Here is a 14,142-nt window from a genome sequence, read left to right as displayed (position 1 = left end):
CAGCCAACCTAATGGCTGCAGAGATCCTTTTTCCTTTCCTATGAACAGAATTCAGTAGGTTCCGTTGTTAAGCTGCTGACGATACTCCGTAGGAGTTACGAGGAACCGCTTGCGGAACATCTGTGTAAAATGTCGCATGTCCTGATATCCAATACGTTCGGCGATTTCTGCCACCTTAAGCTTCGAGTTTACTAGCAGCAGCTTCGCTTGCTCCAATCGTAAGGATGTCACATATTCTTTATAGCCTTGACCCGTCTTCTGTTTAAATAATTGACTGAAGTAGACCGGATTCAGAAATACAACGGAAGCAATCTTTTCCAAAGTAAGGTCTTCGTAATAGTGTTCCTTTACATATTGCAATGCGATGTCGATTGCTTTTTCGCCACTACCTTTCGCTGGCGTTAAATCCAATGCTTGCGAATTCACCGCCTCTCTTAAGCTCGTTACGATCTGAGGGACAGTATTTATATCGTAGCTAAGTCCGGAATGGATCATTTGGAAAGGTGTTCTTAAATATTGCTTCAAATAGGTCCGCCCATCTTCCAGAAAAGATTCTAATTTTGCTTCTTCCCTTAAGGTGATTAATCCCAGCAGACTCTGTCGGTCATAACTGACCACAAACCCGCTCCCGTCCCGCTCTATCAGCTCAGTTAACACATTCTCTACAATAAAATGTTCTATCCGAATGTTTTTATCACCCGCATCCATTTGCAGCAAAATCAAATAGAAATATTGATGGTCTTCTATTAATTGGCTGATGTCTAAATTACCGAGATTAAAACCAGAAGCGAGCCTCTGAAATACACCTTCTCTTAAATATTTCAGACTTGACCTTAATCGGTCTTCATCTTTAATAAGCTTATGATCCTGCTCTATTTCTAGCGATAAGTTACTAATAATCTCAAGTAGCTTGCTTTTGCCGATCGGCTTAAGTAGATAATCTCTCGCTCCAAGACGAACGGCCTCCTGCGCATAGGCGAACTCACTGTGTGCAGAGATGACCACCCATTTGACATAAGGATACCGCCGCTTAGAAATCCTCATGAACTCTAGGCCATTCATACCGGGCATAAGAATATCTGTTAAGACGATATGGATGGACTGTTCCTCCATAATCTTGACAGCTTCTTCTGTCGACGCAGCAACATGTACACAATAATCTGGATAGATACTTCTTATTGTGCGCTTAATGCCTTCTCGGATCACCCGTTCATCATCAGCTATGAGAATGTTCACGACTATGCTCTCCTTCCTGCGGAATCGGCAGCATGATAGCAACCTCGGTTCCTTCTCCAGGTAAGCTTCGAATCACAAGACCATAGGATTCTCCGAACATATGCTGGAGCCGCCGATGCAGATTTTGAAGACCGATCCCCATTTTTCCATTTTCTTTCGTTGTAGGTCGATCCAAGGATTCCACCAGCGCATTCAGCTTCTCTGCATCCATACCTTTGCCATTATCTTGAACGACGATGTTCAGCACTCCAGTTTCTTCAAGTATACTCACCTTCAGAATACCTTGACGATCGAGCGATTCCAAGCCATGTTTTACAGCATTTTCAATGACCGGTTGTACAGTCATCTTGGGAAGGCGAACCTCAAGCCATCGTTCATCTATATTTATCTCAATCCGTAGACGACCTTCCAGCCGGATAGAAATAATATTTAGATAGTGCCCGATTTGTTCCAGTTCTTCTCTTAGCGTGACTTCTACATCAACTTCCCAATGACTGCTGTACCGGAACATCGAAGATAGCGAGAGAACAAGTTCACCTAGTTGCTCATTCCCTTCCTCATCCAGCATCCAATAAATCATATCCAGAGTATTGTATAGAAAATGTGGGTTCACTTGAGATTGCAAGGCATGAAGCTCAGCATTCTTCTCACTAACGGAAGATAGTTTTACCCGCTCGATTAGTTCTTCGATTCGGCGAACCATCCGATTAAACGAAGCAACAAGAATATTAATCTCTTGATAAGAAGAAACATTCACCATTCCCCGAAAATTACCGATCTCCACCTGCTTCATCTCTCGAATCACCTTTTTAAGCGGCAAAGAAATCGTTCGTGAAACAATAGAAGCTATCAAAGTAGAGACGAGAACAAGAATCGAAAATACAATGAACAGATAACGTTTCATCTCTACCAACTCTACATTTAGGTCGCGATTAGGAGTGATACTAAGCACCCACCAACCAGAGAAGGACAGTTTAGAAGCGACAAGCAGACGGTTGGCTGTCTGTTCGACCACAACATTCTGGGAGTTCTGTAAAGACGGGAGCTGAGTTAAATCAGGTTCCTGATCTTCGGCAGAGGATACGAATCGTCCATCCTGCGACATTAAATACACCTGGCTATGCTCACCCAGCTTCACATTATCCAGCGCATCCAGAACAGGCTTCGGATTCGTCTCGTACAGAACAATGCCAATCGGTTTGTGTTCATTGAGATCGTAAATCTGACGTCCGAAGGCAAACACAGGACTATCCTCCACTTGATCGATAAGAGAATGTTCATAGACGCCGAGCCAGACCATTTTACCGGAGGAAGCTTGCAGCTGATGGTACCAATCTTCCTTCATATATTCGGGATCAACCACATTCATATAGTTTCCGTAATTATAGATCTTACCTTTATCTGTAATGACATGAATACCTACGAGATCATCCCGAGAATAAAATATAGCTCCCAAAATATTGGTAATCGTCTGTTCATTGATGTATGCAACCGCGGGCTCAGTGCTTGTCTCATTAATCAAACGTATCAATTCAAAGTTATTGCTGAGTGATTTAGAGAGACTATCATACCCTTTGTACAGTAAGCTGAATAGATCCGCTGTCTGAGCGACATTCTTCTGCGACAAATCACTTATTTTCTCATGAAACTGTACGGTTGTCCGGTTGTAATAGAGCAGACTCACAATTAATAGAATGCTAGACATGCAAAAAAGAAACAGCAAAAACAATCGATGGTGGATGGAATGAAAGCTGTTTCTCAAAAAGGCTTCCCTCCTCAAACTCATCTGTCCTGCTGCTTCTTCATTATAATTCCATTATTGTAATTTGCAATATAGATTTATCCTTTTACTGCGCCCGCCACCATTCCTTTTGTAATCTGATTGGATAAGAAGAAATAGATTAAAATGACGGGTAACGCACCCATCACTAGAAATGCACCGATATTCCCATAGTTTACAGAATACTGACTAACGAATGTGTACACACCAAAGGGCAAGGTCTTCAATTTCTCGGAGGAAATGAAGGTGGCCGCTAAGATATACTCATTCCAAATGTTGATGAACGTTAGAATACATACAGTCATTACAGGTGGGACAGATACCGGAAGAATGATCGTGCGGAAGATCCGATATACGCTCGCCCCATCAATAAAGGCTGATTCTTCAATTTCATGCGGAATGCTCTTCATAAAGCCACTTAATATGAACACCGCTATTGGGGTTGAAAAAGCTACATAAGGCAATATGAGCGATAAGTGTGTATTCAGAATATGCATATTTTTGAAAATGATCATCAGCGGAAGCAAGGTGGCCTGCATGGGGATCATCATCCCCATTAAGAAGATCGTCATGACCAAGTTGCCGTAACGCCAACGGAACCGTGAGATCGCGTAAGCTACCATCGAGCTAAGCAGGATGACGAAGATCATTGTTACACCGGTAACCACTACACTGTTAGATAAATACTTTAAATAGCTACCGGACTTATAAGCCTCGCTATAGTTATGCCACTGAAATACTTTAGGAAATGAGAAAAAACTTCCGCCCAAAATCTCTTCATTGGTCTTCAAGGAATAGAGCATTAGCCATAGCAGAGGATATAGCTGGGTAACGACAGGAATCGCAAAGAGAAGATACACGAGTCCTTTCTTGACATTCCGCATGATCGCGCACTCCTTTGCTAACTGAATTTTTTCTCAAGCTTATTAAAGATAGTATTAATGCTAGCAGTAAACACAAGGCACAGTATGACCAAGAACGAAGCGATAGCACTACCATATCCATATTTAAAGGATAAGAATGAACTGTTGTACATATGTGTAGAAATAACATCTGTAGCGTGAGCAGGTCCACCGGCTGTCATGACCATAACGAGATCAAAAGCCTGCAAAGACCCTATAAAGGCGAGTACGATTGATATTTTGAAAATTGGAATAATCAGTGGAAAAGTAATATATCGATCGGCTTTAAATCCATCAGCCCCATCAATCTTTGCCGCTTCATACAGCTCATCCGGAATATTCTGAACACCGGTATATTGAATCAGCAAATGGTAGCCAAAATATTGCCAAAGAGATACTGCATAAAGCGCGAACATCGCAATTTTAGGTTCTGTGATCCAATTATGAGTCCAGCTATCCAGCCCAAGAGAGATCAGGACGCCATTCAACATCCCGCCCATGGAGACAGGGTCATAGATCGTTTTCCAGAGCTGCCCAATGATAACCACCGACAAAATAACCGGCGTAAAGTAAATAGAAACTAAAGTGTTTCCTTTTCTCACATACCGATTTAGCAGGATAGCCATCAACAAACAAAATGGAATTTCCACCATGGAAGCCACAGCATAGAGTAACGTTCTTTTTACAGATGGCCAAAACACTGGATCATGAAAAAACATCTCTTTGAAATTAGCAAGTCCAGCAAATGTTTTCGTAGTCGTAATTCCGTCCCATTGCAGCAATCCTGTATAAAAGGATACTAGGATAGGAGCAAACACCAAGCACACATACAAAAGCAGGCAAGGTAACACGAAGACGGCGATTGTGCGCGCTGGAACCTTTAGTACCTTCATTATTTCCGCCCCCTAGAATGTAAACACGATGCGAAGAAGCGTTTAAGCACCCTCGCATCGCGTTTTCAAAACCTTCTTATTTATTAGCTTCAAATGCGGTTTGATGTTCTTTAGCTACTTGAGCGGAATCCACTTTTTGAACAAAAAGATTTTGGATACTGCTTAGATGGACTTGTGCCGTAGCTGGGTTCATGGTGTTGTCAAAGGCCAAGTCGCCACCTTTAACCTGATTGAACAATCCTGAAATGTTGATCGCCAGATCAGAATATCCTGCGCCTTTCAGGTCTCCATCCACTTTTTGACCAATCCCTACAGCATTTTTAAGTTCAAATTGTTTTTTAGGAAGATTCAGTGTGAAGAAATTCAAGAAATCTTTCGTTTCTTGTAAATGCTCACTGTTCGCAGAAATCGCAAAGGCGCTACCTGGTGCGAGCATGAATTCATTTGGATCCCCTTTACCATTAACGCTTGGGAATTGGAAGGCTCCTGCTTTACCAGCGACTGAGGAAGCGTCAATTGCTCCTGTTTCCCATGAACCGATAACCCACATAGCGGCTTTACCGGATTTGAAGATATTACCACCTGCATTAGCATCGATGGAAGTTGCTCCATCTGGGAATGCACCTGCTTGCACGAGGTCTTGGAAACGATCTACAGCTTCTACGAAAGCAGGATCTTCAAATGTTTTTTTGCCATCAAGTACATCTTGAAGGAAACCAGGTCCTCCATTGGTGCGAAGCAGGATATTCATGAACAAGAATGAACCTGTCCAGGAATCTTTTTCACCGATCGCGATTGGCGTAATGCCTTTTGCTTTCAAGGTTTTTACATCTTGGAGTAGTTCATCGAATGTTTTAGGAGTGTCTGCGATGCCCGCTTGCTCGAAGAGTTCTTTATTATAGTAGACTACCTCGATGTTATTACCATCTGGCAGCGCATAAACATTACCATCGAAGCTGTAGTAATCAAGTAGACCGGATTGATAAGTGTCTTTCAGTCCATTTTGATCCAGCATGTCATTCAGAGGAGCAAACAGCTTTGCATCAACGAAAGGTTTCATTTGTGCAGCCGGGTTAACAATCGTAATATCAGGAATTTCTTTGGAAGCGGCTTGTGTTTTCAATTTAACCTTTTGCTGGTCCGTATTTAAAGTATCCAATTCGATGTGAATGTTAGGGTTTTCTTTTTCATATTGGTCAACTAATTCATGAAGCATCTTATAAGAAGGGGTTGCTGGATCCGGGTAAATATTTTGAAAAGTAATCGTGACCTTCTTACCGCTTTCGGTTTTTGTAGTTCCGGCATCTGGAGCATTCGTAGCTGTATTCCCTTTCGACTCTGTAGCGCCTTTACTCTCGTTGTTGTTTGAATTTCCACACGCTGCCATACTTAAAACCAAAGCTGCTGATAACGCAATTGTTGAAGTTGCCTTCATTTTTTTGCTGACCATTGTTTGACGCCCCCTATTTTCGTTATAGGCTTATTATTGTACTGTTAAGCGCTTTCAACAAGGTGTCAAATTTAAGATATATGGTTTGTTTTTTCTAGAAAAATACAATATATGTCCGAACATAACGAAACACCCGCTAATTCGGGTGCTTCGATTAACAATATTTTCGATATTCTGTCTGAAAATTCGTTCAATCAGATGTTGAACCAAAATCGGTAATCTTAAGCTTTAAATCAAAGGTCACTGGAATCCGAGTAAATTCCTCGTCCCAATGATCCTTAATCTGTTTCCAGACATGCGGCTTTTCAATGCTGTACCAATCACCGAATCCTGCTACCTCCACCTTGTAAGTGGACTGCATCTTATGGATAAGACTATTGATATGTTGGGTTAATTTCTCTTCGAATATCTTCTCTAGTTCTTTGAAGTAACCAACATTCGAGGAATGCTCTTTCACATCCCAATCCTCTATTAGTCGTCCAGTGGACTCAATTGCAACATGAAACGATATCTTCTTATCATCGGTTTCATTCAGTGTAATCTTGCTCTTAACGGATTTAATCTCATAAGTAATCGAGTCATTCGACTGATCATATGCTTTGATGCTCCCGCCTTTTATATCTCCCTTGATCCAGGCAATACTCTCCACATCATGTTGGTCAAGATTGCCGATCCAATGTCCTGTATCTCCCTTGATAATACCGGCTCCGGAAAATTCGACCTCACCGTGTGTCTCCACAACGTTCTGCAACACAAAGCTTTGCTTGGAGTACATCAGCGCATCTAGATTCGACAACGTTATGCCCTTCATAACTTTACTGGTTCTGAAGTTGTTATGGACCATCTCTGCCAGTCGAAAGGAAGGAATCTCCTCCGAGGTCGTCATAAGCGTATCGGACGCGCGACCTTGACTAAGAAATATGAGACAGCTGGGACGGATATCGTTATCTCGCAGTACAAAGTCCATCAACCGTCTGATCTTCTCCTTTTGCACTAGATCCTCTGATATGACTATAACCTTGAGATGGTGGCCTATAATTGGACGGTTCTGGCGAATGGAGAACTGCCGGAATACTTCAAGCAGAGAATCTCCTGTCTCTGAAATATTGTTAAAATGGGTTTTCGGTGTTTCGCCATCTTTGCCGGAGTTCCCGATTGTTCTTTCAGGCACAATTTGTACGGTTGCCGTAACTTTATTATGCTTTTGATAGCTTCCTCCACGTTCCTCGAATTCCCGTTCGAGCGTATTAGGTTCTCCCTTGTCTAGCGCCAAACCCGTATAAACACTAAGGTCTTCAATCTCTTTACTACTCCAACAGCCAGGCTGCGTAAACAAAACCATGAGTACTAATAATATGCGTAAAACTCTCTGCCTAAACATTCTGCTTGAGTCCTTTCTTCCTGATGAGTAATACAATCGACAATAACAGTGGCAACAACATAAAAATCAGCACACCCATATAGCCAATCGAATCACCAAGACTGAAGACATCATTGATGCGTTGAGGGATCATCGTGCAGATGAAGATTACGGGCATTAAGGCGAAAATTACCGGATGGATCTTCAGATTGAACACTTGCGAGATTCCAAGCGCCGCATTAAAGAAAAAGCTGCAAAAATTACAGAACATCTGCATCAGCCAGATGACTAGCAGCGGAAATTCAAATCGTTCAAAAAAGAAACCTGAAATTTCAAAGCTCCGTACCAAATCTATCGTTGGCCAGGTACTGGTGATTACAGAATTGATGGACAGACCGCCAATAACCATCACAACAGTAACCAGATATAGTACCAGCGGGATGCAGAATCCGACCACCATCCCCTTGACTGCTTCCTGCGGTTGCTCCATAAAAGCTGTCATTGTCATTACAACTTCACAACCAGTAAAGATGAGGATACTCGACTTCATGCCATGGATGACCGGCATCAGACCTTCACTCATAAAAGGACGCAAATGCTGGATATCAAAAATCCTGGTGCTTAAGATAAAACAAATGATCAGGATAAAAATACTGATCGGAAACACAATCTGAAACACACGGGCAATGGAATTAATCCCACCATACACCAAATAAGTACCAACCCAGATGAACGGCATCACAATCGCCCAAATTGGTGTCCCTTCCAGAAGAAAGAACAATGTTACTTCCGCCAGTACACGGATTTCGAATCCCGCAATCACAATAAAGTACAGAATCAACAGTGAACTCAGTACACCACCTGGAAGATTCCCAACAATTTTTTTAGAATACTGAAAGACAGTTTTACCCGGAAATTGCTGGCTAAGTTTCACCATAACCAGTATCACTATAAGCACAGCGATCCCACCTAGCACCACAGAAACCCAGGCATCTGGAGTCTTCACACTTTTGACAATATCTCTGGGCAAGGTCAGAATTCCAGCTCCTAGCATTGAATTCGTCAGTACTATGGTAGCCTGCGAGGTTGTGATCTTGTCATCCGTACGTTTGAACACTGTGGTCTCCCCTCTGCTCCTGCTAAGAATACATTCTCTAGGACCTGCGCTTTTTCTTTTGGGTCTTCAGCATCTCCGGTCTTCGCTTCATGATGGATAACGGTGCACGGACGAATAAATCCTTCCAGTCACTTACCCGGAAAGGTGAGATAGGGGTGATGTAAGGAACCCCGAAGCTTGAAAGCCGAGTCAGATGACTGCAAATCAGCAGAAAGAACAGGATGGTTCCGAACATGCCCAGGACTGCCGCAAATAACATGCCTGCGAATCGTAAGATTCGGAGGGTGATGCCGGCACTGTACATCGGTATGGAAAACGAAGAGATCGCTGTCACGGCAACGACAATGACTAGAAAGGGACTTACAATACCAGCCTGTACCGCGGCATCTCCAATGATCAGACCTCCAACAATTCCCATTGCCGGACCTATGGGCTTCGGCAGACGAATTCCAGCTTCACGTAATATTTCAATGGAAATCTCCAGAATCAACACTTCAATTAAAGCAGGAAAGGGTACGCCTTGGCGTGTTTCGATAATGGAAATCGCCAGCTGTGTAGGAATTAGCCCCGGATGAAAGGAAATAAAAGAAATATACAGCGCAGGGGCTAACAGAGCCAGAAATGATGCGCAAAACCGTAGCACCCGTAATAGTGTTCCTGGTAACCAGCGTTCATAGTAATCCTCGGGAGACTGCAAAAGCATACTGAACGTCACTGGAACAATAAGTGCAAACGGTGTGCCATCAAGTAAAATGGCAATTCTCCCCTCTAATAAGGAGGCAATCACACGATCGGGTCTTTCCGTGTTCTGTGTTTGCTGAAACGGACTTAAATAATCATCCTCGATTAACTGCTCCACATAGCCAGATTCCAGAATGAAATCCATATCAATTTTGGAGATCCGGTCCTTCACTTCCTGTAGCAGATCAGGATTTACAATGTTTTTCATATAAGCGATAACCAGATTCTTCTTGATTTCGCTGCCCACTTCAACCTTTTGCATTTCCAGATTCTTATTGAGTCCTTGGCGCCGTAGCATAGAGGTATTCTCGCTGAGCACTTCGGTAAAGCCAATCCGAGGTCCCCGCAGTAATGCTTCCGAGGTCGGCTCATTAATAGCGCGCACTGCTCCATGTGGAAAGCCAACCAGCAGCATCTCACGCATTCCTTCGACAATCAGTGCAGTGTAGCCAAACAGGACAGACTCCTGCAGATAGTCCAAATCTCTGGTTTCATTAAGCTGAAGCAGCGGGAGCATATTCTGTTTCATATAGGTGTATATTCCTTCCGAAGCCTGCATTTCACCAGCAAACATCAGATTTTGCAGCACCTGTTGATTGATCAGCTCTTCATCCTGCATTCCCTCTACATAAACCAACACGGCACGTGCCTGAATACTTTTTACTGAGAATTCACGGAAATGCACATCACTGTTATCCCCCAATGCCATTCTTATCGCTGTTAGGTTGGCATCATAGTCTTGAGTAAACGCTGTACACACAGGAGGCTGCTGATTTGCTTCATCGTTGTCTGCCTTCTTTAGTTCCGAATCCTGAGATTTAGCCCCTGATTCCTTGGAACGTCCGCTTCCAACATAAAAATACAAATGCTTGTAAAGATAATAAATCCCTATGGGAAAGAGCAGCGTGATCGCTGCTTGCATGAAAATTGTCCAATCCGGAATATAAGAGACTATTTTAGACCACATCGTAATCATCCTCTAATAGGAATCTTCTAGATACTATTCTCCGCCTGCCCTATTTTTATACAACTTTTGGAATAGAAGGAAAGTATAGATCGGTGCAAGGAGATAAATGTTGTTGTGCATCCAAACATAAAGAGACGCCCGCATAAGCGGGCGTCTCGATAAAAAATATTTAAGATAGTTACTGTGGTTGCCGCCATTGTTTTAGCACTTCAAGTAGCCCCGGAACATCTAATCCATCCAAAGAAAAAGCTTTGCGTAGCAGCTCATGCGGGATGAATTCGTCGTATTTCCCGAGATAAGGAGCTTCATCTGGAGATAATAAGGATAACGGATCTGTGGCAGCCATACTCTCAGCGATGATCTCCGCCTCCAGCGTTTCTGCATCTGATTTGCCTGCAACCACCATATAATAAGGTTCCATCGGCACGATAGAACGAAGTCCCTGTGAGCTCTTCAAATTGTTTTTAAGAAGGCGCTCCAGTGTGCGGAATTGCCGACTACCCGCCCAAGGCAGAATGAACATTGAATCTCCACCTGCTGGCATAACGGAGCGTTCAAGCATTCCACTCTCCTTCGCTAAACGGCGGGCTCTCTCAAGCCGCGCAGCGGCACTTGGAGCTAGATAGGGATACAGTGCAGTTGCGCCTAAGACTTCACGTATCTTGGTCATAATGCGTGTATGTACATCTCCACCCGCTCCAAGCCACAACGTATCCACTTTACCGCGTGAGGTTTTTACATAAACAGCTTTATGGCGATTATCGACCTCTTCTACCTTCCAGAGCTTCCCTGCCAGAGTAAAACAGTAACCCGGTGGTGGTACTGTTGTGATCGATCCAATTTCCTCTGTTCCATTATAGACAACATGCTCTTCATCGTCTTTAAAGACAGCGTAGAAGCGGAAGTTGTTCACGATTTTCTCCCCTGCCATCCCGATAATCAAGCCGCCTTCATCCATCTTCTCGATTTGTCCCATACCCAGCATATAAGTCATGAAGGTATCGTAGTCCGTAGGATCAATGCTATTGAAGGAAGGTAAACTTAATACTGCTTCCTTTAAATCCTCCGGCTCCGCCTCCCCCATACTCTTCAATATGCTCATCGTCTGATGGTATAACAGCCCCACTGGCAGCTGGCGCACCACCAGTGGTTCAACCCACTTCTCGCGCACATATAGCTCAATAACCGCTATCGCTCGAAGCAGCGTCCAAGGCATCCGTGCCGGAAGCTGCGCTTCCTCATCCTCTTCCTCGGGCGTGACAAAGATCATCTCGGATGCGGCGTCACCGCGCCTGCCCGAGCGGCCGAGTCGCTGCACAAAGCTTGCGCAGCTATAAGGAGCGCCGACCTGGAGCACCCGCTCCAGCTCTCCTAGATCAATGCCCAGCTCCAGCGTCAATGTCGCTGCCGCAACTGCAGGTCCGGAGCCTTGCCGCAGCGCGGCTTCCGTCTCTTCGCGGAGCATCGCGGAGATGCTGCCATGGTGAACGTGAAAAACATCCCGTTCACCACGCTTCGCGGCCGTTCTCCGCAGCTCAAGGGTTGCCGTCTCCGCATCCGAGCGGCTATTCGTGAAGATCAACGCTTTCTTAAGATGCGTATGATCGTAAATGAAATCGTAGTAAGACTGCTTCGCGCGTTCTAAATGCTCCGCCTGCACTTCATCCCGTGCATCCGGGAAAGAGAAATGCTCCACACTTAAACGGAGCTTACGCCCGCCCTGTGGAGCAGACACCTCTACGCTCTCCCGCGTCCCTGCCGCCAGCCACTCCGTCACCGAAACATAGTCACTAAGCGTAGCCGATAGACCGATTCTACGCGGATGACATCCCGCCATTCGTGAGATTCTCGCCAGCTGACTCAGAACCTGAATCCCCCGATCAGCACCCATAAAGGCATGCACTTCGTCAATGACAATATAACGGAGATCATGGAACAGCGCCGGAATAGCATTCGGGCGGTTCATCAGTAATCCCTCAAGGGATTCAGGGGTAATCTGTAGCACGCCGGAAGGATTCTGCACCAGTTTCGTCTTATCGGCTTGCGGAACATCCCCATGCCAGTGCCATACCGGAATATTGCCTTCACGGAGCAAATCGTTCAGCCGTGTAAATTGATCGTTAATCAATGCTTTCAGAGGAGCGATATACAGAATACCAACCGAACCGGAAGGACGTTCATACAGCTCAGTAAGCGCTGGGAAAAAAGCCGCCTCTGTCTTACCTGAAGCTGTACCCGAAGCAATCAGTAAGTGATGCGGTGTATTAAACAGCACACGACAGGCATCCACCTGTGCCTCACGCAAAGTCTCCCAACGGTTCTTATAGATAAACTCTTTAATAAAGGGAGCCAGCCTATAAAACGGATTATCACTCATAATTCAAACTCCGCGAGGAACCCATCTAACTCATTTTGTTCAGTATCAGCAGGTTTAGAGGTTCGTTCGCCCACTAGCTTCTCGAAAGAGATCTCCGGATGCTGGTGTAAGGTGTGAAGTAGATCCATGAAATCACGCACCACTTCACGCGGAGTCAGGAGCTCGTCTGCCCCTAATCTGCCCACAGCTTCTTCCATAAAATGAACCAATTGTTCCTGTGTTAACCGTGCTTCGTAACCATAATGAAGGGCATGGATATCTCTAAGCTTTTGCAAAAGGATCAGAATTTCTTCGTGTGAGAGCATGTCCAGTGCAATAATAGGCCCAGTATAATTGTTCAGACCTGCTGCGCCGTATCTTCCTGCAACTAATCTTGAACGCAACGCTTCATAACTAAATAATCCACGCCGTCCATCCTCCACAAATTGCGGAGTCCCCCCTATAAAAATTCCTAGGCTTTCTGCCTTGCCCTGCATCGTATCGTTGAACATCGTAAGCAGCTTTTCATAGTTACTCTGACGCGAGATACTGTTCGTGATTTTGTAGAGATTGACGCCTTCGTCTATGAACAGCAGCAGTCCCTTATAACCGATAGCAGAAGTGAATTCCGCCCACAGCTTCATATAATCATACCAATTATCATCATCAATAATCACGCCAACACCAAGTGCTTTTCGTGCTTCCGTTCGAGTAGCGAATTCACCTCTTAGCCAGCGAAGGGAATCCTGCTTCAATTCATCGTCAGCCAGCTTATGGGCATTCCAATAAGAAGCCAGCACCTTGGCAAAATCAAATCCATGCACCAAACCGCGCATTTCGGAGGCTACAGCATAGATTCGTTTCTCTACCTCTTCTCCAAGTTGGGGGTGATCAGGGCCGTATTCATTCTCCTGCATCACAGACTGCTGAAGCGTAATAATCCATTTTTGCAAAATAATCTCCAGAGCGCCTCCATCTGGACGCGTCCGGGTAGACAAATGACTCATCAGCTCTCGATATGTAGCAAGACCTTGTCCTTTCGTTCCCACTAATCTTCGTTCAGGGGATAGATCCGCATCGGCTACTACAAAATCCCGATCCATCGCATAATTACGGATCATCTGCAAAAGAAAGCTTTTGCCGCTACCGAATTTGCCGGTAATCAGCTTAAAAGCAGCTCCACCCTCCGCAATATTATCCATATCTCTCAATATCGCTTCAATCTCTGGCCGGCGGCCAACGGCTATATGCTCTAGTCCGATACGCGGAACCACACCGGCTGTCAGTGAATTGACTAGCGCTGTCGTCATACGTTTGGGTATTTTTAAACCATTCATCCA

General features: G+C 44.5%; 10 protein-coding genes. All 10 read right to left on the bottom strand.

Translation table 11 applies throughout. The annotated features are described in order from the left end of the window. Window positions 1-51 precede the first annotated feature (51 nt). A complete protein-coding gene (locus ACFWMP_RS15615) occupies window positions 52-1,236 on the bottom strand; it encodes a response regulator (protein WP_042188560.1) in 1,185 nt (394 codons plus the stop codon). Beyond that, window positions 1,217-2,998 carry a cache domain-containing sensor histidine kinase gene (locus tag ACFWMP_RS15610; protein WP_339241375.1) on the bottom strand — a complete coding sequence of 594 codons (1,782 nt, stop codon included), beginning with the start codon at window positions 2,996-2,998 and terminating at the stop codon, window positions 1,217-1,219. The genes ACFWMP_RS15615 and ACFWMP_RS15610 overlap by 20 nt, the downstream gene beginning before the upstream one ends. 77 nt (window positions 2,999-3,075) lie before the next feature. Then, complete coding sequence (locus ACFWMP_RS15605) at window positions 3,076-3,900, bottom strand: carbohydrate ABC transporter permease (protein ID WP_042188564.1); 825 nt, start codon at window positions 3,898-3,900, stop codon at window positions 3,076-3,078. Window positions 3,901-3,917: 17 nt separating this feature from the next. Further along, the gene (locus ACFWMP_RS15600) at window positions 3,918-4,811 is read right to left on the bottom strand and encodes a carbohydrate ABC transporter permease (RefSeq protein ID WP_042188566.1); all 894 of its coding nucleotides are present in this window, start codon (window positions 4,809-4,811) and stop codon (window positions 3,918-3,920) included. A gap of 76 nt (window positions 4,812-4,887) precedes the next feature. Further along, complete coding sequence (locus ACFWMP_RS15595) at window positions 4,888-6,261, bottom strand: sugar ABC transporter substrate-binding protein (RefSeq protein ID WP_042188568.1); 1,374 nt, start codon at window positions 6,259-6,261, stop codon at window positions 4,888-4,890. 190 nt (window positions 6,262-6,451) lie between these two features. Beyond that, complete coding sequence (locus ACFWMP_RS15590) at window positions 6,452-7,642, bottom strand: Ger(x)C family spore germination protein (protein WP_379424164.1); 1,191 nt, start codon at window positions 7,640-7,642, stop codon at window positions 6,452-6,454. Then, on the bottom strand, window positions 7,635-8,738 hold the full coding sequence (locus ACFWMP_RS15585) for a GerAB/ArcD/ProY family transporter (protein ID WP_339241383.1): 1,104 nt from the start codon (window positions 8,736-8,738) through the stop codon (window positions 7,635-7,637). The genes ACFWMP_RS15590 and ACFWMP_RS15585 overlap by 8 nt, the downstream gene beginning before the upstream one ends. Before the next feature lie 37 nt (window positions 8,739-8,775). Next, window positions 8,776-10,446, bottom strand: a complete 1,671-nt coding sequence (locus ACFWMP_RS15580; RefSeq protein WP_379424163.1) for a spore germination protein — start codon at window positions 10,444-10,446, stop codon at window positions 8,776-8,778. Between the two features lie 178 nt (window positions 10,447-10,624). Continuing rightward, window positions 10,625-12,823 carry a DEAD/DEAH box helicase gene (locus tag ACFWMP_RS15575; protein ID WP_379424162.1) on the bottom strand — a complete coding sequence of 733 codons (2,199 nt, stop codon included), beginning with the start codon at window positions 12,821-12,823 and terminating at the stop codon, window positions 10,625-10,627. Beyond that, the gene (locus tag ACFWMP_RS15570) at window positions 12,820-14,139 is read right to left on the bottom strand and encodes an ATP-binding protein (protein ID WP_339241388.1); all 1,320 of its coding nucleotides are present in this window, start codon (window positions 14,137-14,139) and stop codon (window positions 12,820-12,822) included. Before ACFWMP_RS15570 ends, ACFWMP_RS15575 begins: the two co-directional genes overlap by 4 nt. Window positions 14,140-14,142: the final 3 nt, after the last annotated feature.

Origin of the sequence: Paenibacillus sp. NPDC058367, assembly GCF_042723305.1 — a bacterium.
Taxonomy (GTDB): Bacteria; Bacillota; Bacilli; order Paenibacillales; family Paenibacillaceae; genus Paenibacillus_AQ.
This window is presented reverse-complemented; position numbering and strand designations above follow the sequence as displayed.

Bases quoted from the DNA above. Each gene is read 5' to 3' on its own strand.
- ACFWMP_RS15605 (WP_042188564.1), bottom strand. From the start codon at position 3,900: ATGCGGAATGTCAAGAAAGGACTCGTGTATCTTCTCTTTGCGATTCCT.
- ACFWMP_RS15600 (WP_042188566.1), bottom strand. From the start codon at position 4,811: ATGAAGGTACTAAAGGTTCCAGCGCGCACAATCGCCGTCTTCGTGTTA.
- ACFWMP_RS15595 (WP_042188568.1), bottom strand. From the start codon at position 6,261: ATGGTCAGCAAAAAAATGAAGGCAACTTCAACAATTGCGTTATCAGCA.
- ACFWMP_RS15590 (WP_379424164.1), bottom strand. From the start codon at position 7,642: ATGTTTAGGCAGAGAGTTTTACGCATATTATTAGTACTCATGGTTTTG.
- ACFWMP_RS15580 (WP_379424163.1), bottom strand. From the start codon at position 10,446: ATGTGGTCTAAAATAGTCTCTTATATTCCGGATTGGACAATTTTCATG.
- ACFWMP_RS15575 (WP_379424162.1), bottom strand. From the start codon at position 12,823: ATGAGTGATAATCCGTTTTATAGGCTGGCTCCCTTTATTAAAGAGTTT.
- ACFWMP_RS15570 (WP_339241388.1), bottom strand. From the start codon at position 14,139: ATGAATGGTTTAAAAATACCCAAACGTATGACGACAGCGCTAGTCAAT.